Here is a 21,849-nt window from a genome sequence, read left to right on the forward strand (position 1 = left end):
CCCGGAGGTATCCGATGACCTGGAAGGCGCCCCTGCGCGACATGCAGTTCGTCCTGCAACACTGGCTGCGGGCCGATCAGGCCTGGGCGCAATTACCGGCATATGCCGACGTCGACCTCGACCTGGCGGCCCAGGTACTGGAAGAGGCGGCCCGTTTCTGCGAGCAGGTACTGGCCCCTTTGAACCGTTCGGGCGATCGCCAGGGCTGCCAGATGGAGGGCGGGGAAGTACGCACCCCGGACGGATTCCCGGCGGCTTATCGCGCCTACGTCGACGGTGGCTGGCCGTCGCTGGCATGCGCCCCGGCGCTTGGCGGCCAAGGGCTGCCGTTAGTGCTGGAGGCGGCCTTGCAAGAGATGCTGTTCGGCAGCAACCACGGCTGGGCCATGTACACCGGCATCGCCCACGGTGCCTACCTGTGCCTGAAAACCCATGCATCCGCCGAGCTGCAGGCGCGCTATCTGCCGGGCATCGTCAGTGGTGCCACCCTGCCTACCATGTGCCTGACCGAACCCCAGGCCGGCAGCGATCTCAGCCTGTTGCGCTGCCGCGCCGTGCCCCTGGGCGACGGTGGCTACGCGGTCAGTGGCAACAAGCTGTTCATCTCTGGCGGCGAACACGACCTGACCCGCGACATACTGCACCTGGCGTTGGCCCGGTTGCCGGATGCGCCGCCCGGCAACCGCGGGCTCTCGCTGTTGCTGGTGCCGAAATGGCTGGAGGATGGCCAGCGCAATACACTGTACTGCGACGGCCTGGAACATAAGCTGGGCATCCGGGGCAGCGCCACCTGTGCACTGCGCCTGGAGGGGGCCCGGGGCTGGTTGATAGGCCAGCCCCATGGCGGCCTGGCCGCGATGTTCGTGATGATGAATTCCGCACGGCTGCATGTTGGCCTGCAAGGGCTGGGGCATGCCGAGGCCGCCTGGCAACAGGCCCGCGATTATGCCCTGGAGCGGCGCCAGATGAGTGCCCCGGGGCGGGCCAAGGGGGGCGTCCAGGGCGCCGACCCGATCCACCTGCACCCGGCCATGCGTCGGGTCTTGCTGGAGTTGCGGGTGCGTACCGAGGGGATGCGCGCGCTGGCCTACTGGACGGCCCAGTGGCTGGAGATCGCCGACGCCGCCGTCGAGCCTGCACAACGGGCGAAGGCCGCGACATTGGTGGCGCTGTTGACCCCCATCGTCAAGGCGGCCTTCACCGAGCAGGGGTTCAGCCTGGCAAGCCAGGCCCTGCAGGTGTTCGGTGGCTATGGCTACACCCAGGAGTTTGCCATCGAGCAGACCTTGCGCGACAGCCGCATCGCGATGATCTACGAAGGCACCAACGAAATACAGGCCAACGACCTGATGCTGCGCAAGGTATTGGGCGATGGGGGGGAAGGTTTCGCCCTGCTGTTGGGTGAGTTGCGTGCCGAGGCCGCTGCGGACGCTGGCGCCGCCGCCGCCGCGTTGGGCAGCGCGTGCGACACGCTGGAGGCCGTGCTGGCCAAGGTGCTGTCGATGACCGCGGGCGATCCCGAATTTCCGTACCGCGCCGCAGGCGACTTCCTGCAGTTGTGCGCAACGGTGCTGCAGGCCTTCGCCTGGGCCCGCAGCGCGCGCTGCATCCAGGCGTTGCCAGTGGGGTCGGCGCAGCGTCGGGAAAAGCAGGAAAGCGGTGGGTTCTTCTTCAGCTACCTGCTGCCCGACCTCGACCGGCAGGTGGCGGCCATCGACGCGGCCGCCACGCCGTTGCCATTCATTGCCGAATCGTTCTGAAACCCACGTGCGAGGTCGTCATGAACACCGGCTGCGGCTGGCGTGCTGAGGGGCGGTAGCGCATGCAGCGGTCCGCCGAACACAGGTGCGAGCCGCCTTTGATCACCGCCACCGGCACGCCGGGGTCTGCCGGGTCGAAGCTGTCACTCAGGGTCGGGCCTGAGGGGTCGAGCTTGGCGTCGCGCTGTGCGTCATGGCCTGGCCGATAGCCCGTGCGAGTCAGCTCCCAGACATTGCCGCCGGCATCGAACAGGCCAAGGCCGTTGGCCGGGAAGCAGCCCACGGGTGATGTACCCGTAAAACCATCCTTCGCCGCATTGCGATAAGGGAACTGGCCCTGCCAGGTATTGGCCATGAGCTTGCCCTTGGGCTGCTCGGTGGCACCCCAGCTGAAGTCGGCATCGGTCAGGCCGCCGCGCATGGCGTATTCCAGCTGCGCCTCGCTGGGCAGTTCGCGGCCTGCCCAGCGGGCATAGGCCTGGGCATCTTCCAGGGCGATCTGCACCACCGGATGATTGTCCAGCCCGGCCAGGCTGCTGCCCGGCCCTTGCGGGTGTCGCCAGTTGGCGCCGGGCACGAACTGCCAGCCGGGGCTGAGCACGTCCGCACCCTGATGAAACACCATCGCACCCGGTACCCGCAGCGCGCCGGGCAGGGCAGGGTCGTCCTCGACACGGGTACCGCGCTCGGCATGGGTGACATACCCGGTGGCCTTGACGAAGCGCGCGAACTGGGCGTTGGTGACCGGATGCACGTCAATCCAGAAGCCGGACACCTTGGCGGGGTGAGGCGGGCCTTCTTCGTCGTAAAAGCGGCTTGAACCAAAGCTGAACTCGCCGCCCGGCACGTGCACCATGCCGTCTCGCCAAGGGCCTTGGCGCTGCGCGGGCAGGCCGCTGTAGTCCGTGCACAGCAGCGCCGGCGCCGGGGCTTGCGGCCACACGGCATAGGCGGCGGCGAGCAGGCCGGTGGCGAGTGCTGCGCAGCCGGCTGCCCGGGCGATCATTGCTGCTTGACCAGGATCGGGCTGGCCGGACGGCCGTCGGCATCGATCGCGATGTTGCCGCGTTGGGCATAAGCCTTCCAGTCGCGCAGCATCAGCGCCACCTGCTCGGGGTGCCCTGCGCCGATGTCGTGGTGCTCGCCAGGGTCCTTGCGCAGGTCATACAAGTGCCAGCTCGGCTTGCTGTCGGTGGCATCCCACACCAGCTTCAGCGGGCCCTTGCGCAACGAGGCGCTGCCGTTGATTTCCCACCCCAGGGCTTCGTCATGGGCGTGGATCTGGCTGTCCTGGCCTTGCAGGTAGTTCAGCGCCGACGTGCCTTGCGGCGGCACGATATCGCGGTCGCGGTACTTGACGCCGGGCATCGGCGCACCGGCCAGTTGCAGCAGGGTCGGCATGATGTCGCGGACGCTGGCCAGCTCTTCGCTGCGGCCGGCCTTGATGGTGGCCGGGTAGTAGACGAAGGCCGGTACGCGGATGCCGCCCTGGTAGGTGGTCATCTTGTAGCGACGGCTGGGCAGGGCGCTGACCTGGGCCCAGGCTGAGCCGATCATCAGGAACGAATCGCGGCGGCCGTAGTTGTCCAGGCGGTTATCGAAGTTTGCCTTGATCCACTCGGGGTCGACACGGGTGGCGTTCTCCGGACCGTTGTCGGACATGAACAGGATCATCGTGTTTTCCAGCTCGCCGGTCTTGCGCAGGTGGTTCACCAGGCGCCCCACCTCGGCGTCCAGCGCCGTGACCATGGCCGCATACACCTCCATGGTGCGTGCGGACTGGCGTTTTTGTTCATCGCTCAGCGATGCCCAGCTCGGCACACCTTCCAGTTGTGCTTGCAGAGAGAAGTCGGCGGGCACCAGGCCGGCTTCGCGTTGGCGCTTCAGGCGTTCGTGGGCGATGACTTCGTAGCCTTGGTCGTAGCGGCCTCGGTACTGCGCCAGGTACGCATCCGGTGCCTGCAGCGGCCAGTGCGGCGCGGTGTAGGCGGCAAAGGCGAAGAACGGTTTGTTGCTGGCCTTGCCTTGGTCGATCGCGTCGATCAGGCGGTCGGTGTACCAGGTAGTGGAATAGAAGTCGTCGGGCAGCGCGATCGGCTCGCCGTTGTGGCGATAGGTGGCGCTGTAGTTCGACTGCAGGTCCATGTTGGCCTGCTTGAAGTGTGCCGCGCCGCCTTCGAGCAGCACGTAGGCCTGGTCGAAGCCGCGGTTGTGTGGCTGTTGGGCCGGTTGCATGCCCAGGTGCCATTTGCCGGCGATGTAGGTGCGGTAGCCGGCGTCATGCAGCAGTTCGGCGAGGGTCGCGACATTGGCACCGAGCACGCCTTCGTAGCCGGCGCGTACCTCTGCGCCGGCCGGCAGGCGCTTGCGTGTCTCCGACATCATGCCCAGCCCGACCAGGTGTGGGTCGTTGCCGGACATCAGCATCGCCCGCGTCGGCGAGCAACTGGGCGCGGCATGGAAATCGAGCATCAGGCGACCGTCGGCCAACAGTTTGTCCAGGTTGGGCGTCTGGATTTCGCTGCCCAAGGCCGACAGGTCGGAGAAACCGAGGTCATCAGCGACCACCAGCAGAATGTTTGGTTGTTTAACGGTTGGTGCGGCCATGGCGTGGCTGGCACCAAGCATGAGCACGCCGAGGGCGGCAAGGGGGCGGAGGCAATTCATGGGGGGACTCTTGTTTTTGTAATGGGCTCGAATTTTGCGCATGGCCTCTGAATAGACAGCACGCTACTGGATTTTAGCGACGGATGAATGAATGCCGCAGCCGCTCGCTGCAGAAGTGTGCGATTAGCGAACGCTTGATGCTGATCATTCCTTGTACACGGGTAAAACGCTATTGACGGCGTATATGGTTAACAAAAATAATCGTTAACAGAGTTATCCAGTTTGTAAGAACAATTATAAAAACAAGTGAAGGGAAATTCTGATGATCAAGCCGTTGAACGGGGTATGCCTGCCCCTCATGGTGCTTTCGCTGTGCCAGTCCGCCTACGCGGCCAGCCCGCTTGAAGAGAGCCGGCCGGGGAGGCCAGGGGCCCCTCGCTGGATCGAGGACTACCGCTTTCTCGACGACCCCGCCAAGGCCACTGCCCCCTTCGATGGCCTGCGCTACCATCGGCTGTCAGAGTCGGCCTGGCTGCAACTCGGGGCTGAGGCCCGCTACCGGGCCGATGCTTCGGACAAACCCTTCTTTGGCCTCCGCGGGCTGAACGACGATTCCTATCTGCAGCAACGGCTGCAGGCCCATGCCGACCTGCACCTGTTCGACGATGCCGTGCGTACCTTCGTCCAGGTCGAGAATACCCGCGCCTTCGGCAAGGACTTGTACTCGCCCAATGATGAAAGCCGCAATGAAGTGCGACAGGCCTTCGTCGATTTCAACCACGATTTCGCCGCCGGGCGCTATACCACACGCGTAGGTCGCCAGGAGATGGGCTTCGGCGACCAGGTGTTGGTCACCTACCGCGACGCGCCGAACATCCGCCTGAGCTTCGACGGCGTGCGCGCCAGCCTCAACCTCAAGGACGGACGCAAGCTGGATGCATTCGCTGTGCGCCCGCTGAAAACCGGTGAAGACAGTTGGGACGATGGCAGCAACAACAACATCAAATTCTACGGTCTTTACGGCACCTTGCCGCTGTCGGCGTCGTGGAACATGGACCTGCTAGCCTTTGGCCTGGAAACCGACGACCGCAGCCTGGCCGGCGAGTCGGGTGACGAGCAGCGCTACACCTTCGGCACGCGGCTGTTCGGCCGCCATCAGGCACTGGACTGGAGCTGGAACCTTGTCGGGCAGACCGGCCACCTGGGCAACGCGTCGATCCGCGCCTGGGCGCTGTCGAGCGACAGCGGCTTCACCTTCACCCACCCTTGGCAACCGCGCCTGGCCATGCGCATCGATGCCGCAAGCGGCGACAGTGACCTGGGCGACGGAAAAGTCGGCACCTTCGACCCGCTTTACCCACGCAATGGTGTCTATGGCGAAGCCAGCCTCACCACCCTGAGCAACATCATCGTGGTGGGGCCGACCTTCGGCTTCTCGCCCTGGCGCACGCTGCGCATCGAGCCGGGCATCTTCGAAGTGTGGAAACAGCGTGAGGAAGACGGCGTGTACATGCCCGGCATGAGCATGCTGGCCAACACCCGCGGCACGGGTCGCCATGTCGGTACCATCTACCGCGCCAGCACGCGCTGGCTTGCCACTCCCAACCTGACCCTGGACCTTGACCTGAAGTACTACGACGTGGGCACGGCCATCAAGGAGGCTGGCGGCGAAGATTCGTCGTTCGTCTCAGTACGTGCCACGTTCCGCCTTTGACCACCCGACCGATAACAACAACAGAGGGCCACATATGCATCATTCATCCGCGTCATCAGGCAAGGCCGTGCTCACCATCGGCTTGTGTTTTCTCGTTGCCTTGCTGGAAGGGCTGGACCTGCAGGCCACCGGCATCGCCGCGCCGCACATGGCCAAGGCATTCAACCTGAGCCCTGCCATGCTCGGTTGGGTATTCAGTGCCGGGTTGCTGGGGTTGCTGCCCGGCGCGCTGATCGGCGGTTGGCTGGCAGACCGCTTTGGCCGCAAAGCGATCCTGATCGTGGCGGTGCTGCTGTTTGGCGGCTTCTCGCTAGGGACCGCCCATGCCCAGACCTACGACTCACTGTTGATCGCGCGGCTGATGACAGGGCTCGGGCTGGGGGCGGCGTTGCCGATCCTGATCGCCCTGGCCAGCGAGGCGGCGCCTGAGCGTCTGCGGAGCACGGCGGTCAGCCTGACTTACTGTGGTGTGCCGCTAGGCGGGGCGGTTGCGTCGCTGATCGGCATGGCCGGCGTGGACGACGGTTGGCGTACGGTGTTCTACGTCGGCGGCATCGCACCGATCGTGATCGCCTTCGTGCTGATGATCTGGCTGAAAGAGTCCCAGGCATTCCGTGCCCAAGGCGTTGCCAAGGCTGGCAGTGAAGGTGTGCTTACCCAACTGTTCGGGCCGCAGCAGGCAAGCCGCACGCTGTTGCTGTGGGTGGCATGTTTCTTCACCCTGACAGTGTTGTACATGTTGCTCAACTGGCTGCCGTCGCTGTTGATCGGCCAAGGCTTCAGCCGACCGCAGGCGGGCGCCGTGCAGATTCTGTTCAACCTGGGTGGGGCGGCTGGATCGTTCCTGACCGGTCGGATGATGGACCGCGGGTTTGCCGGGCGGGCGGTATTGATCGCCTACGCCGGCATGCTGGCGTCGTTGGCGGGGCTGGGGCTGTCGAGCAGTTTCGGGCTGATGTTGCTGGCCGGATTCACTGCAGGGTATTGCGCCATTGGCGGCCAGTTGGTGCTGTACGCGCTGGCGCCGACGCTGTATTCGACCCAGGTGCGCGCAACGGGCTTGGGCGCTTCGGTGGCGGTGGGGCGCCTGGGTTCCATGGCCGGTCCTCTGGCGGCCGGGCAGATCCTTGCAGCAGGCGCAGGTGCGGGGGGGCTGCTGATGGCCGCGGCTCCAGGCCTGGTGCTCGCGGCGTTGGCGGCACGTGCGCTGCTGAAACACCGAACCCGCACGCAACGCCCTGAGCCGGGTGAGGCTGCGGCCCAGGACCCTGCATAGCACTTCCTTGAAGGAGCTAGTGCTGCTTGTGCAATGCCTCCTGCTCCGGTTCGGCGACCGTGACCCGGTTACGGCCCGATACCTTGGAAAGGTACATGGCGCTGTCTGCGCTGCTGAGCAAGGCGCCGAGCTCAGTGGCAGGGGCCTTCGCGAACGCTAAACCTATGCTTGCGGTGACCGGGTGTTCATCATTCACACGCAGTTTGGCTATCAGGGCCCGCAGGCGCTCGGCAACCTCAATCGCCGTGTCTGGCGGCGTATTGGGCAGCAGGATGGCGAACTCCTCACCGCCCAGCCTGCCGGCAATGTCGTTGTCACGCAGGCTGGCACTGATCGCTGCACCGATGCGCTGCAGTACCTGGTCGCCTGCGGCATGCCCGAACGTGTCGTTGATCTGTTTGAAATGGTCGACGTCCAGCATCAACACGGCCATGAATTTACCCGCATCCCTGCACTGGGCGTGCTGCGCCGAAGCGTTGTCGAAAAAAGCACGTCGGTTGTTCAGGCCGGTCAGTTCGTCCGTGCACGAGGCCACCATGGCAAGCCGATGCGCGCGTTGCATTTCGTGTTTCAGGCGCCAGGCCGTCGTCAATGCCGAGGACAGGCTTTGCGTCGCGCTGACCACGAACCAGGCGAACACCAGCACCGCCAAGGCTATCCCTTGTTGCAGTGTGGAAGGTTGCAACAGTAGCCAGCCTGTAGAAGGCAGCAAGACCAGGCCCATCGACACCAGGGTCATGTTGCGGTAGGAGGAGTAACACGACACCGCGCTGACAGACATGCCGACGGCAAACAACATGATCAGCGTCTGCCCCAGCGCGTCGTCGGTGGGCATTACGGCAAAGGCGCCCCAGCCCCAGATAGCCGCCGACAGCATCAGCGTGACCCAGTAACGCCACTCCCAGCGTTCGGCCGTGCGCTGGTTGGCCGGTGCTCGCAGATAGGCGAAGAACATGGCGGTACGCACGCCGGTCGACAGGCCCAATAACGTCATCCACACGATGACCCTTTGCGGGTCGAAACGCTCCCAGCCCAACCAGCACAGCATGACGGCGGCCAGGAAGCTGCCAAGCACAGCGGGCGCCGACTGGACAAACAGCTGTTCAAGCCGATCCCTCCGTACGGAGTAGGCTATTTCATCGCCGGGATCAAGGTTTGTCATGGCTGGCGCCGCCGCGTGTGACCGGTAGCGGATTCTGGCACTTTGACGGCGTCCTGGAAAAGCCTCCTGGCGTTCACATGTGATGCCCTTTGCCCTGTTCGATTGCTGGATTCAGAAAGCGTTGCGGTAAGTAGTGGCAGTGCAGCACGGGTTATCGCCACGGTTACGGCACCTGCGACGTTTCCCGTATTTCACGTCGTTGCGCGGATCCTTTACTTGATCGAAGGCTGCCTTGGCTGCACAGTTTCCCCTCGCAAGTTCAATCACGAACATAGCGTGTTTTCCGGCACTTCGAAAGCCAATTGATCGCGACGGCCAACAAGCGGTCGAGCAAGCCAAGGCCACTGAGGGCGTTGCCCGAGCCACTGGCGCCGACCAACGTGCAGACTTTCAGAAGTCGAACGTCACGCCGGCATACAGTGCTCGACCGTCACCCGGGGCGTGCAGGGAAGCCTCCGCACCATCCGGGTCGTACCACACGTACTCATAGTCGCGGTTGGTGAGGTTCTTCAACTGCAGGTCGACACTCATCGCTTCGGTGACCTTGTACGTCGCGCCAAGGTTCGTGAGTACGTAACCGCCATACCGGCCCTGGGTATTCTCGCGTTCCAGGTAGTAGTGGGTCTGGCCATTCATCCAGGCTGTCAATTGCAGGGCAGGGGTGGCCTGGTAGCTGATGCCGGTGTTCCACAGGTGATGCGGCACGTGGTCGATTTCCTTGCCTTTGCTGGCTGGCAAGGCACTGCTGGGCTCAAGGATTTTCGAGTACTGCCAGGAATACGACATCCACATCTCGGTGCGTGCGTCCGGGTGCAGGTTAACCTGCAGGTCATAGCCCCAGCGGCGTGTCTCGCCGACGTTGTCCGACTCGCCGCTGGGGTCGTTCAGACGGCGGCTGACCTCGCCCGTGGCGTCCTGGCGCCAATAGGCGAAGCGGCCATCGACCCAACCGGCTGGCGTGAACTTGACACCGGTTTCCCAGCCTTCGTTGATCGACGGAGAAAGGTCTTCGTTGCGCGGTGGTACTTTGTAGGCGGCCGCGCCCGTACCCACCTGGAACGTTCTGCCCCAATTGGCATAGACGCTGGCGACCTTCCAGGGTGAATAGACCACGCTGAGCTTGGGCTGTTTGATCAGGCCGTAGTCGTTGATGTCGTAATCCTGGCCGGTCATCTCGTTGGTGAAGTCACCGCTGATCCTGTCCACACGGTACGCCGGGACAATCTTCAGCGATTCGACCGGTTCGATCTCCGCCTGCACATAGGCCCCCACGGTGTTGAAGTCGTAACGCTGGTCGCGGGTTTGCGCCTGCCGCACGCGGTTGAGCGTGCGGTAACGTTCGCTGCGGTTTTCCTGCTTCTGGATATCGCTGCCGCCTTCCAGGGTGAAGGCATGCAGCCAGTCGACCTGCGGGCGCCAGGTGAGCGAGGTAATGGCGCCGTACTGGGTTTCGTACGTGTCGCGTTCCTGCTGCGAACTGCTGCTCCAGTACTGGGTCCAGCGCCGGTCGTCAAAGGTGTTGACGTAGGTCCTGGCGGACCAGGACAGGGTCTGCGCCAGTTCGGTATCGAAATGCAGGCTGACCTGGTTCATCCGCCGCGTGCCCTTGTCCGTGGCGTTGTAGTCGTTGCTCATGCGCGGGTGGTGGCGGGCGTTGTCCTCGGTCAGGTAGCCGGCCTCCTGCGCTTCGGACTCGTAATGGCGGGCGATCAGGCCCACGCGGTAGTTGCCATCGTCCGGGGTGTAGAACCATTTACCGCCGAAGCTGTAGCGTTCGGTGTCGGCATGGTCGCGGTAGCCGTCGACCTGCTGGCGGGCGAAGAAGTAGTTCTGCGTCCAGTTACTGGTCTCGATGCCCTTGGCCAGTTGCACCTCGCGGGTGTTGAAGCTGCCATAACGCATGCGCGCTTTGTTGTAGTTGCCGCCGGTACGGGTATTGATGTTGACGTTGCCCGCAATGTTGTTCAGGCCATAGCGCGGATCGCTGGTGCCACGCACCACCTCGATGCTGTCGATGTCCATGGGGAACACCGAGTCGATGAAGGGCATGTTGCCGTCATTGGTGTTGCTGGGAATGCCGTCGATCAACAGTTTCACGGCGTTGATTTCGCCTTCGCCATTGAAACCGCGGAACGAAAGCTTGCCGGAGGTGGTGCCTTGGTTGAACTCGGTGAGCATCACCCCCGGTGCCCGGCGGAACAGCTCCCAGCTGTAGGCAACTGGCATCTTCTCGAGGATGTCACCGCCCAGAATATCCACCGAACTGAGCACGCTGGTTGTGGCCAGGGGGCCGCTGTCGGTGCCGGTCACATTGACCGCGCCGAGGGTGAGTACCGAGTTTTCGGCAGGCAGTGTTTCAGCGATGGCAAGTGACAGTGGGTTGAGGCCGAACAAGGCGAGCACGGGCAATACGGCGCGTGCGGTGCAACGGGACGCAGGCATGTGTGGTTTCCTGGCAAAAACGGTCGGGCAAGGTCAGGCGTCGTGCAGCGCACGCCATGACCACAAGACAGCAGCGACGGTTCAGGCCAGGGGCGAGGCGCGGGGTTCAGCCGAGGCCACTGGTCCCGTGGCAGCGGCAAGGCATGACGGCCCGAACGAACGTGGAGCGAATTGAGCCGCATCCGTTGCGGGCTGTATACGTTCCGTGGCAGGCCATTTTGTCGCAGGTGCACCACGCTGAGGGCTCAATGACTGCGCATGCTGGCGGCCACCCTGAACACCCGCATCAGCCAGGCGAACAGGTGTAGCGCCTTCAGCGGCTGTTGCGCCCAATGTTCGGGCAACTCGGCGCAGCACCCCGCCGGCAAAGCCGGCTGGTGGGCAAGGCGCTCGGTCGGTGTCAGCTTGGGGTAGCCGACGTACAGCATGACAACCCCGGAGACGAACCACAGCGCCATGAACAGGCAGGCGACGATGCCCAGCCAGCGGTGCCACAGGTACAGCTGGCGCTTCACGCTCATCAGTAGCGCCACTGCACAGCGACTTCCAGGCTGCGCGGTTCACCCAGGTAGTATTGGGTGTTGGTCTGGTGGATGAAGCGGGCATACACCTCGTCGGTGAGGTTCCGCAGGCGCGCGCTGACTTGCACGTGCTTGTCCAGGTCGTGGGTCATGGACAGCCCGTAGACGGTGTACGACGGTACCCATGCGGTGTTGGCAGTGTTGGCGTACACCGATGAGACATAGCGGGCATCGGCCCCGACCTGCCAGCCGGGCGCCAGGTCGTAGGTCAACCAGAGGTTGGCCACGCGGTCGGGGATGTTGACCGGGTGCTTGCCCTTGCGCGAGTACACCACGCCGCCGATGGTCTCGTTGAATTCATCGTATTCGGCATTTACCCAACTGAAGTTGCCCGCCGCCAGCAGCTTGGGCGTGACCTTGAACGAGGCTGCCAGCTCGATGCCAGTGGAGGTCTGCTGGCCCGCCTGCTCGGTGGTGTTGGGCACGGTCGAGGAGGGCACGGAGATATCCTTGCGCACGATGCGATACGCCGCTGCCGTGGCCGAGCCGCGGCCGTCGAGGAAGTCGAACTTGCTGCCTACCTCGACCTGACGGCCGGTGCTCAGGTCGAAGTCGCCGACCTGGCTGATCGAGGCGCTGGTCAGGGTACCGCCTGGTGGTTCGGCCGAGGTGCTGTATTGGGTGTACAGGCTGACGTTGGAGGTCAGGTCATAGATCAGGCCCAGGCGACCGGTGATGGCGTCCCAGCGTCGGTCGAGCCTGGCTCGCGCCACATGGTCGACCACGTCGAAGTCGATATGGTCGTAGCGCAGCGCGGTGATCAATGACAGTTGATCGGTCAGGCGGGTACGGTTCTCGACGAAGGCCGAGGTGGTGTCGGTGGTGGTGGTTCTGCCCTTGGTCATGGGCGCGTCCATGCCGGGGATATCGAGGAAGTGCCCGGGTTCGAAGCTATTCGGGTCAACCGTGTCGAACGCCCCCTTGGACAGCGGGTAGTTGGTTTGCTGGTTGGTGCTGTAGTCCATGCCGAACGCCCAGTCGCTGGCCATGCCGAACAACTGGCCCTGGTGGGTCAGCTCGAGCTTGTTGCCGTTGACCTCCTGGTCGTGCCGCTGGCGATAGCCGCCGGAGCGAGCGATGGCGCTGTTGTCGGCGTTGTAGCGATACACCTCGAGATTGCGGTAATCGCGCTGGCCGTTGTAGTGGTAGAAGGTATTACGCAGTTGGGTGTTGTCGTCGACGCGGTAGTCGGTGATCGAGCGCAGCCACCGGGTGCGCTGCTCGTAGCGACCGTCTTCGACGTTGTAGTTGTTGAAACGGTTGTGCTTGTCGATGTGCAAGGTACCGACCAGTGGCTGCAATACCGGTGTGCCCCAGTAGGGGCTGTCCTCTTGCTCTTCCAGGTACTCGATGGCCAGCGTGTGCGAGAGCTGGTCGTTGATGTCGCTAAGCAGCGAGAAGGCCAGGTTGCCGGCCCCATTCTCCTGGCGATCGATATAGCCGTTGGTGCTGGTGCGGCTGTAGTCGAGGCGTGCATAGTGGCGTGGGCCGTCGCCCGTGTTCAGCGCCTTGTTGAAGGCGATCGACGTTTCCATGGTGTCGTAGCGTGCATAACTGACGCGCCCTTCGAAGGTGTCTTCGTCACGGCTTGCCAGCCGGGTGATGAAATTGAGGCTGCCACCGACAGCGCCGCTGCCGTTGAGGAAGGAGGACGGCCCGCCGAGCAATTCGACGCGGTCGTAGATCCAGGCGCCCACCGGGCGCGCCGCGCCGCCATACTGCAAATTGATGCCATTGAACAACTGGCTGATCTGGGCACCGTTGAACCCTCGGTACGCCACATATCCCCCCCAGCCGGGCGGAGCCGAGGCGTTAACCCCGGGCAGTGCATTGGCGGCGTCCTGGAAGTTACGTGCGCCAATGCGCTCCATGGTCTTGCGGTCGGCAACGCTGACGGAGGCGGGGTTCTCCCTGGCGCTCAGGTTCAGCCGCGAGCCGCTTTCGATGGGGCGATCAAGGTCAAGGCGGGTTGCCTCCGTGGGTTGATTGGCTGTGGCCGTGACAGTGCTGGCCGGCAGGGTCAGGGTGTCATCCTGCGCCCAGGCACAGGTTGCGCTGCCAACGAGCAGCGCCAAAGTGGTCATGCGGAACATGCAAGGCTTCCTGGCTGAAATCGGTGAGCACACGCCCGCTGCCGATCAGGCGGCACGGGGACGTGGCGATGTCAGAACGCGAGAAGCGAAGCGGGAGAGGCGCGGGGATTGACCAGTGGCCAACGCTGCTTGGGCAGGCGTGGCGGAGGTTGGTTGGGTAAAGGGCTGCCCGGCTCGCCGGCGAGCAGGGTCAGTAGGCCGAAAAATACGGCCAGCAGTGTGGCGCTGAACAGGCTGGCGATCACGCAGTCACCGCCGGCAGGCAGGCTCGGATCGCTGAAGTCTTGCTCACCTTGGACCATGCCGCTGCTGTCGGCCGTGCACCAGGCGGCATCATCCATGCCAGCCAGGCGCAACCCGGCCATTTGCCCATGGCCCATGGCGCACAGCAACGAGCCGAACAAGATGCTGAAATACAGCACCCAGGCGACCTGTGATCGTGTGTGGTGGGCCAGCTTCATTGCAGGACTCGGCGTGACAACTGAATGATCAGGTTTAGAGGTTGGCGAGCGATTCTACATCTTCTGGTGCATCTGAACAGGGGGGATTTTTCAAGCACGAATAGTCAATCGGGTACTGTCGGGGGAGGGCGATCGCAGCAATGTCGGCTTCATGTACAGGCCCACCGAGACTCAGTGCTCACCGATGAGTTCGGCAGCAAGAGCGCGGAGTTCGTAAAGCACAAGTCCACTGCCCGCGTGTGCAAACAAGCGCGCGGCATGCCGGCTGCAGCCGGGTTAAAATGCGCAGGGGTAACGAGATGGGCGACACCCTCGGAGAGGTAGGCCGCCACTCCTGTTGTTGCCAGTATGGGCGTGGTGAGATCCGGCCCCGAGTCAGTTCAAGCATGATGGCTGAGGCAGTCAACGCAGCGCGTGTGTGATCGATGGGAAGCTGCAGTTATTCATAAGCTGTTCCTTCAAAGCCTCCACCGCTTTAGGCCTTCTGGGGTTGGACTTGTAAAGCAGGACTACCTGGCGCATGTAGCGGTCAGCGTCCGACACGGGTGTTGCCTGTACGTCGTCCGTTTTCAATCCCGCCCATAGCGGGACGACGGAGGCCCCCATACCTTTTGCGACCATGATGTAGATTGCATCTAGCGCATCCAGATTACAGAGGACATCGGGTTGCAGGTTATTGTCATTCAAGTACTGCTGTGCAATCTGCCCACCCCAGGCATTTGAGTCATATCGAATCAGGTTTCGACCAAGAATCGTCGAGCGGATGTCGCGCTTGTCAATCGGGTCTTTGGTCAAAAGCATCAGGGGTTCTTCTCGAAGCACCTGTACACGAATGGTTTTGGGGACGGTGAAGGGCGGACATACCATGATTCCCGCATCGAGCTCTCCGCAGGCTACTTGTTCGTAAAGTCTGCGCGAGTCCCCTGGCGTGATGCGTAGCCTCAGTTGCGGGGCAATGCTTGATAGCTGATTCATGGCCTCTGGCAATATGCCTGTCAACGCTGTAGAGATCGCACCGATCTCGAGATACCCCGACAGGCTACTGGTGTCCAGATCCTCTTTCAGCTCTGCTGCCCCCTGGATCAGATCTCGAATCTTCGGCAGCAATGACAGGCATTTCTCGGTCGGTTCGACAGCGTGTGCGCTTCGGATCAGGAGTTCGCACGCCAGTGACTTCTCGAGTGCTTGTATACGTTGGCTGACTGCAGGTGCTGTCAGGTTTTCCCGTCGAGCAGCTGCGGCAATCGAGCCAGTTTCTATTACCGCAATCAGGCTTTCGAGAAATCGAGTGTCCAAAACATTTCCTTTCGCTGAGAGATGGAAAAATGCGCTTTAGCACGTGCGCGAGGCTACGCTAACCTCCCCAAAAGTTCTATCACGAAGCAAAGAGGTTAGTTATGAAATCGTTATTTCATGTTTCGTACCACGTCACAGATCTCGAAACGTCTCGTAACTTCTACGGTAACATTCTCGGCTGCAAAGAAGGCCGTGCGAGTGAAACTTATGTGGATTACGATTTCTTCGGTCATCAGATTTCGCTTCACAAAGGTGTTCCTTTTCCAACTACCCGTACCGGTAAAGTCGGCGACCATGAAGTGCTGATGCCGCATATCGGCTTGGTGCTGCATCTGGATGACTGGTTCGCGATGGCAGACCGCCTGGCGCTTCATGGCGTGCAGTTCGACATACCGCCGGTTGTACGATTCCCGGGCCAACCTGGGGAGCAGCGAACGATGTTTTTCCTGGACCCCAGTGGCAACCCGATCGAGATTAAAGGGTTCAAGGACTTTGAAGGTGTATTTGCCAGCTGATTGGCATAAACCTTCGGGACGCGCCTCCCGCTTTGTCTGCGTGAGATAAGAGGCGTGTATCGATGAGTGGCCACTCAATAAAAATAATAGGCTCCAACGATGTGTTTGGCATTTTTGCCGGCCAATGTACAGTCCAAATTATAATAACTGGAGGACGTATGGCGAAGACTAGTCTGGTGACTAGAATTATTGTAGGTCTTGTGCTCGGGGTTGTAGTGGGGGCACTTCTCAATTTCTTTCCCGAGTATAAAGCCTGGATAATCAGCAGTTTTTTGCAACCCGTCGGCGATATTTTCATCAAGATGATGAAGATGATTGTCATACCCCTTGTATTCGCGTGCATGGTCGGCGCGATTGCAGGCAATGGTGATAGCAAGGCGATAGGGCGGGTAGGGGTGAAAGCCTTGTTCTACTTCTTTGTCGTGACCAGCATCGCAATTGTGTGTGGCCTGCTGGTTGGCAATCTTGCGCAGCCAGGCGTAGGTGCCAACTTGACGACGCTGACAAACACCCAATCGCTCTCGCTTCCCTCTACCTCGGAGAGCACAGGGTTTGCTCAAGTCATCCTCAATATCATCCCGGACAATATCGTCGGTGCAATGGCGCAAGGAAAGCTGTTGCCTGTCCTGTTCTTCTCGGTCATGTTCGGCTTTGGGCTAAGTGCTCTGGACAAAGAGAAGAAAATGCCGTTGATCGCGGTAGTCAATGCCATTTCCGCGACGATGTTCAAGGTGACGCATATCGTGATGCACTACTCACCCATCGGGATCTTTGGCCTGATCGGCGTGACGGTCGCCAACTTCGGGCTTTCCGCGTTGCTGCCTCTGGCAAAACTGATAGCCGTCACCTATGTCGCGGTCATTCTGTTCGGCGTGGTTGTGCTGGGCGGCATCGCGAAGGTTGCAGGGATCAACATCTTCGACCTGATCAAGGCGATCAAGGATGAGTTGATCCTGGCGTTCAGTACCGCCGCCTCGGCGACTGTCATGCCCCAGCTGATTGAAAAGGTCGAGGCCTACGGTGCGCCGCGTTCGATTGCTACGTTGGTTATCCCTACGGGTTATTCCTTCAATCTGGATGGCGCATCGCTGTTCGTGGGCATCGGCACGCTGTTCATCGCGCAGCTCTATGAGATTCCCCTGAGCTTGGCTGACCAGGCGATGCTGATCATCATCATGGTGCTGACCTCCAAGGGCGCAGCCGGCGTCCCGGGTGCCATGTTCGTCATCTTGACCGCTACGCTGACCAGTGCCGGTCTGCCGGTGGAAGGTATTGCGTTCATCGCCGGAGTCTATCGCTTGATGGACATGCCGATCACGGCGCTGAATGTCTTGGGCAACGCACTGGCGCCTCTGGTTGTGGCGAAGTGGGAGAACCAATACCGGATGCCTGCTGCCCCGGTGGTAGCGCCCGAGGAGCGCCCGCAAGTGTTGACCTCTTCAATTAGCGCTGGGAGCTCGGCAAACGCGACCTAGTGTGTTCATCGACATGATCGCCCTGCATGTGATGCAAGTGCCCATCATGCAGGTAATCGACATGCCCATCGTGTTCGATTGCCGTGTGGCCGCAGCTGGGCTTGTGCCAATGGTCATGGTGCGGATGCTGGTTGCAGGCACTCATTCCGAACGCCTCCAACTGCCATACCTCGGCCGTCACGGCCGAGGTAGGTCGCTTAGTCTACTCGTGGTGCGGCTCACCCAGGAACGACAGTGAACTGAACAGGCTCTGCTGGGCCACGGGGCTGCCGTCTGCCATTGGCAGGGTAGCCTGGGCCGCGATGATGTTGAGTCCTTCATTGCGTACGGTGATACGTGCCCGGCCTTGCTTGTCGGTGGTGGCGCTGACCTGGTGAGGGGCGCCCCGGTAATCACCCTGCAGCGGTATATCCGCAGCCGGCTTGCCAACGAGCAGCACCTGCACTTCCAGCGTCTTGCCTGGCCCGATTTGCAGAGGGTCGCTCAGGGGGATAATCGCCAAACGCAGCATGTTCAGTTTCGGCAGGCGAGCACCGCGCTGGTAGATTGCCAGGCTGTACTTCAAGCTGTGGGTGGAGGCGATCGCATCCTTGACGTGGGTGCGATCCTGATTGACCCATTGCCTGTCCGGGCGCTGCGACCAAGGCCCGTTGTCCAGCAGCACGGCAAGTGCCGCAGGCGGGGTAAGTGGTTGCAGCACGGCATGATCCGCCAGGCGCTTGACCGTGACCGGGACCATGTTCCCGGTCGCGTCGAACGCCCAGGCGCGCTTGATCTTTTCCGCCTTGTAGGCGTTATCCTCGGCGCCGTGGCCGTATACGGCCTCGATATTGCCACGTCGCTCCTCGGTCCACAGGCCGTGGGCGCCTGCGTTGACGCTGACCATCAGGGTCAGCAGGGAAGCGACTTTCAACGATGGATGCATGATGGTTCCTCGGTTCAAAGGCTCAGGGTCAGGCTTACACTGAAGTTGCGTGGCTCCCCGGGCAGCACCCAAGCGCTGTTGTACGAGCGTTCGTAGTACTTGCGGTCGAACAGGTTGTTGAGGTTAAGGCCGACGGTGACCTGTTCGCTGGCTTTGTAGTGCGCCAACAGGTCGACCGTGCTGTAGGCGTCCAGGGTGAAGTCGCTGCCGGCCTGGCCGGAGCGTTCGCCGACGTAGTTCACCGCCGCGCCCACATCCGAGCCGCGCAGGGCACCGTCCTGGAATTCGTACACGCCCATCAGGCTGCCGCTGTTACGGGCGATGCCGAGCAAGTCGCTGCCTTTGGGCAGGGCTGCGTCGCCCTTGGTGACCTCGGCGTCGATGTAGGCGTAGGCGCCGATCACTCGCAACGCGTCGGTCAGCTGGCCGCTGAACTGCAGGTCCAGGCCTTGGCTGCGCGCTTCGCCCGCCGCCACGCTCTCGCCAAGGGCGTCGGTGGTGATGACGTTCTCCTTGTCGATATGGAACAAGGCGATGGTCGCGCCCAGGCGGCTGTCGAGAAGGTCGAGCTTGACCCCGGTCTCGTAACCCAAGCCCTTTTCAGGCTTGTACACCTGGCCCTGGGTGCCGATGGTGTTGGGTTTGAACGAAGTGGATGCGTTGGCGAACACGCCGACTTGCGGGGTCAGTTGGTACAACACCCCGATGCGCGGTGTGGCAACGTCCTTTTCCTGGCTGTTGCTCAGACCCATGGTGCGGTTCTGCGAGGTCTGCTCGAAGCGCTCCAGGCGTATGCCCAGCAACCCGCGCAAGCGCTCGGTGAAGGCGATCTGGTCTTGCAGGTTGATCGCATAGCTTTCAGTGTGCTCGAAGAAGTCGTTGGCACGGGTGATGGCCGGCTTCGGCTTGCCGTATACCGGGTTGTAGATATCCAGCCCATACGCTGCGGAGGTGGCGCTTTGCGGGTACTTCTGGCTGTTGCGGTAGTTTTCGTACTCCAGCCCGACCAGGGTCTGATGCTGCCAGCCACCCAGCTCGAACTGCCCGTGCAGCTCAGCCTGGGTGATGTTGTCGTTCCATTCGAAGTCGCGTTCGCGATAGAAGCGCGTGATGGTGGTGCCCACCAGGGCCTGGGGCTCGGAGCTGTTGCCCTTGAGCGTACCCTGGGTGTAGTGGTTGGCCAGGCGCAGCGTCCAGTTGTCGTTGAGCACGTGTTCCAGCGCCACGTCGAGGGTCTGGTTGTCGTTGCGGATCTCGCCGTCATTCGGCTCGCCAAGGAAGGTCGAGCGCTTGACCGACCCCATTTCGCCGTTGACCGCCGGAATGCCTCGGTCGAACACCGACTCGGTTCGGGAGAACTCGGTGTCGATCATCAGTCGGGTGTCGGGTGACAGTTGCCAGCTCAGGGAGGGGCTGACGATACGGCGCTCGCTGCCGACATGATCGCGGAAGCTGTCGTTGTCTTCGACGGCGAGGTTGATCCGGCCCAGCAGATTCCCCTCGCTGTCCAGCGGCGAGTTGGCGTCCAGGGCGGTGCGGTAGCGGTCCCAGCTGCCTGCGCTGAGGGTGAGGGTACTGAAGGCTTCGGCCTGGGGGCGCTTGGTGACGATGTTGACCAGTCCGCCAGGGTCGCCACGGCCGTACAGGCTGGCCGCCGGGCCTTTGAGCACTTCGATGCGTTCGATGTTGGACGTGTCCGGCGCGCTGTAGCTGCCGCGGTTGATGGCGAAACCGTTCTTGTACAGCTCGCCCGTGGTGAAGCCGCGCACACTGTAGTTGAGGAAAGTCAGGCCGCCGAAGTTGTTCTGCCGCGACACGCCACCCGCAAAGTCCAGGGCGCGGTCGATGCGGGTGGTGTTGAGGTCCTTGATCACCTGTGCGGGCACCACGTCGATGCTCTGCGGCGTGTCGCGCAGGTCGGTATCGGTGCGGGTGGCGGTGGCAGAGCGGTTGGCACGGTAGCCTTGCACCGGCCCGTCGGCGCGCTCTTCGAGGTAGGCGTCGGTGATGGAGGTTTCGTTCAGCAGCAAGGGTTGTGCCGCTGAAATCGGCTGGCCGAACAAGCCCAGCGTCAGGCCGGCCAGAAGGGGGGCACGAGGGTTCACGTAAAGTCTCCGTTTTTCACGCTATAACGTTGCATTTTTTGGTGCGTCCTGACTTGGGCACTGTCCACGAGCTCGAAGGGGATCACAACGGATACACCATCAGGCTGCACTCGACGCCAACATCGATGCCGCGCGCTGCTTCGGGCGGTGCTGCATCAAAGATGACTAGAAACCCTTACGAGTAGAGGGGCCGCCTTGCGTCAGGCCTGACAAATGAATCCTGATGAGGAAATGTTCATGTGTTGGGATACGCATGTTATTAGATGTAATAACGTAACGCCAGTGGTTAGCGCTCATTACCGGTTGCAAATGATTCTTGTTGGTCAGGCGCAGATGCCTGCGGGGCGGACCAGGCCGAGGCATCGTGCGGGTGCAGGCTTTCCAGGTGGCGAACGTGCACTTGGCTATCGCGGTAACCGCGCAGGCTTGCCTGAATACGCCGCGCAGCGTCTTCGACGAACATCAGGTTCTGCCCGTTGAGCGCTGCGAAAGCCTGTTCGTCAGCCCGTTTTACGGCGGTCTGAACCGGCGTGCGCAAAGCGCCTTCGACTTGGTCGATCAGGGCCAGCAACCCGAGATCCGGGGCATCGGAAGGTACCGTGACGCGCACTCGAGCTTCGCTGCGTTGGCTATGTGGCGTCGCCAGCGACGCGTTGCTGCGCAGCCACTGCGCGACGGCGCTGGCTTCGAGCAGCGGCTGGTCCTTGAAGGTTCGCAGGAAGCCGTCCTCAATCAATTGTCGGGAGAGAGCGGCCGAGCACGGGCAGGTCGAGGAATAGCCGATCCTGACCTCGATACTCAGGTTCAGTGCCCCGCCGACCTTCGTGGCGAGCACGTGAACCGGGTACGACTTCCAGCCAGAGAGGCCCTCGGTCACCAGCGCAGGGCGGCGAACCAGCAAATCGAAATCCAGGCGCAACCTGGCATTGCGGCTTCCGCAATCCTGATGGCTGTCGATCATCTCCTGCAACAGCGCGAAGAGGCTTGCCGGCGACACCGCCGCAGCCTGCCCCCAAGCGTCCAGCAGGCAATACAGCCTGGACATGTGAATGCCTTTGACGTGCGGCGCCGGCAGGTCGACCTGGACATCCGCCCGGGCGTGTAGCTCGCGCTGGTAGGTCGGTTCTTCGATCCTTACCGGCAGGTCGATACCCTGCATGCCGACCCATTGCAACGGGCTTAGGCTGTGGGCCAGGTCGGTGACGGAAACGTCGGGTAATGCTGAGCTCATCATGTCTATCCAGTGGTGGGAGCCTTGCACGTAGCAGCAAGGGGTATGAATCAGTTCCAGCCGGGGAAGGGGTTGGTCAGCTTCATCCAGCCTTCCGTTCCCTGGGCCCTTTCCTCATCGGTCAGCAGCGCGCGACGGGCCCGGCCTGGGACCGGTTGCCGGCCATGGACGGTTCGCAGTCGAGCCAGAGGTAACGTTTAATTTAG

At 62.2% G+C, this 21,849-nt stretch carries 15 protein-coding genes and 1 pseudogene; 5 read left to right on the forward strand and 11 right to left on the reverse strand.

Annotated elements, in window-relative coordinates; translation table 11 throughout:
* The first annotated feature begins 14 nt into the window (after positions 1 to 14).
* Positions 15 to 1,760 (forward strand): acyl-CoA dehydrogenase, encoded by a 1,746-nt coding sequence (locus ACTJJN_RS24595; RefSeq protein WP_088513141.1) that lies wholly within the window; start codon positions 15 to 17, stop codon positions 1,758 to 1,760.
* Here ACTJJN_RS24595 and ACTJJN_RS24600 read toward each other — a convergent pair.
* Positions 1,741 to 2,766, reverse strand: coding sequence for a formylglycine-generating enzyme family protein (locus ACTJJN_RS24600; protein WP_012052235.1), 1,026 nt, complete (start codon positions 2,764 to 2,766; stop codon positions 1,741 to 1,743). The two genes, ACTJJN_RS24595 and ACTJJN_RS24600, sit on opposite strands and share 20 nt — an antisense overlap.
* Positions 2,763 to 4,427 (reverse strand): arylsulfatase, encoded by a 1,665-nt coding sequence (locus ACTJJN_RS24605; RefSeq protein WP_041168420.1) that lies wholly within the window; start codon positions 4,425 to 4,427, stop codon positions 2,763 to 2,765. Before ACTJJN_RS24605 ends, ACTJJN_RS24600 begins: the two co-directional genes overlap by 4 nt.
* Positions 4,428 to 4,689: 262 nt before the next feature.
* Between ACTJJN_RS24605 and ACTJJN_RS24610 the strand changes: the two genes are divergently transcribed.
* The gene (locus ACTJJN_RS24610; protein WP_012052237.1) at positions 4,690 to 6,081 is read left to right on the forward strand and encodes an alginate export family protein; all 1,392 of its coding nucleotides are present in this window, start codon (positions 4,690 to 4,692) and stop codon (positions 6,079 to 6,081) included.
* 34 nt (positions 6,082 to 6,115) lie between these two features.
* Positions 6,116 to 7,357, forward strand: coding sequence for a 3-(3-hydroxy-phenyl)propionate transporter MhpT (gene mhpT, locus ACTJJN_RS24615; protein WP_012052238.1), 1,242 nt, complete (start codon positions 6,116 to 6,118; stop codon positions 7,355 to 7,357).
* 16 nt (positions 7,358 to 7,373) lie between these two features.
* Here the strand turns inward: mhpT and ACTJJN_RS24620 are convergent, their stop codons facing one another.
* The 6 genes and pseudogenes from ACTJJN_RS24620 to ACTJJN_RS24645 form a co-directional block, all read right to left on the reverse strand.
* On the reverse strand, positions 7,374 to 8,432 hold the full coding sequence (locus tag ACTJJN_RS24620; protein ID WP_041168421.1) for a GGDEF domain-containing protein: 1,059 nt from the start codon (positions 8,430 to 8,432) through the stop codon (positions 7,374 to 7,376).
* Between the two features lie 477 nt (positions 8,433 to 8,909).
* Positions 8,910 to 10,961, reverse strand: coding sequence for a TonB-dependent receptor (locus ACTJJN_RS24625; protein ID WP_440781687.1), 2,052 nt, complete (start codon positions 10,959 to 10,961; stop codon positions 8,910 to 8,912).
* Between the two features lie 279 nt (positions 10,962 to 11,240).
* Positions 11,241 to 11,476, reverse strand: a pseudogene (locus ACTJJN_RS24630) (PepSY domain-containing protein); the annotation flags it as partial.
* Between the two features lie 5 nt (positions 11,477 to 11,481).
* Complete coding sequence (locus ACTJJN_RS24635) at positions 11,482 to 13,635, reverse strand: TonB-dependent receptor (RefSeq protein ID WP_440781688.1); 2,154 nt, start codon at positions 13,633 to 13,635, stop codon at positions 11,482 to 11,484.
* 71 nt (positions 13,636 to 13,706) lie between these two features.
* A complete protein-coding gene (locus ACTJJN_RS24640; RefSeq protein WP_012052243.1) occupies positions 13,707 to 14,096 on the reverse strand; it encodes a DUF2946 family protein in 390 nt (129 codons plus the stop codon).
* Positions 14,097 to 14,498: 402 nt separating this feature from the next.
* Positions 14,499 to 15,392, reverse strand: coding sequence for a LysR family transcriptional regulator (locus ACTJJN_RS24645; RefSeq protein WP_221100299.1), 894 nt, complete (start codon positions 15,390 to 15,392; stop codon positions 14,499 to 14,501).
* Between the two features lie 101 nt (positions 15,393 to 15,493).
* On the opposite strand from ACTJJN_RS24645, the gene ACTJJN_RS24650 reads away from it, so the two are divergent.
* Positions 15,494 to 15,907, forward strand: coding sequence for a VOC family protein (locus tag ACTJJN_RS24650; RefSeq protein WP_014756856.1), 414 nt, complete (start codon positions 15,494 to 15,496; stop codon positions 15,905 to 15,907).
* Between the two features lie 158 nt (positions 15,908 to 16,065).
* A complete protein-coding gene (locus tag ACTJJN_RS24655) occupies positions 16,066 to 17,382 on the forward strand; it encodes a cation:dicarboxylate symporter family transporter (RefSeq protein WP_017148332.1) in 1,317 nt (438 codons plus the stop codon).
* A 202-nt stretch (positions 17,383 to 17,584) separates the two neighbouring features.
* Here ACTJJN_RS24655 and ACTJJN_RS24660 read toward each other — a convergent pair whose 3' ends face one another.
* From ACTJJN_RS24660 to folE2, 3 genes are all read right to left on the reverse strand, one after another.
* Positions 17,585 to 18,307 (reverse strand): DUF4198 domain-containing protein, encoded by a 723-nt coding sequence (locus ACTJJN_RS24660; RefSeq protein WP_440781689.1) that lies wholly within the window; start codon positions 18,305 to 18,307, stop codon positions 17,585 to 17,587.
* A 14-nt stretch (positions 18,308 to 18,321) separates the two neighbouring features.
* Positions 18,322 to 20,412 (reverse strand): TonB-dependent siderophore receptor, encoded by a 2,091-nt coding sequence (locus ACTJJN_RS24665; protein WP_014756853.1) that lies wholly within the window; start codon positions 20,410 to 20,412, stop codon positions 18,322 to 18,324.
* A 286-nt stretch (positions 20,413 to 20,698) separates the two neighbouring features.
* On the reverse strand, positions 20,699 to 21,643 hold the full coding sequence (folE2, locus tag ACTJJN_RS24670; protein WP_017148335.1) for a GTP cyclohydrolase FolE2: 945 nt from the start codon (positions 21,641 to 21,643) through the stop codon (positions 20,699 to 20,701).
* Positions 21,644 to 21,849 lie beyond the last annotated feature (206 nt).

It is taken from the genome of Pseudomonas sp. 22515, from assembly GCF_052044625.1.
GTDB classification, from domain to species: Bacteria; Pseudomonadota; Gammaproteobacteria; order Pseudomonadales; family Pseudomonadaceae; genus Aquipseudomonas; species Aquipseudomonas alloputida.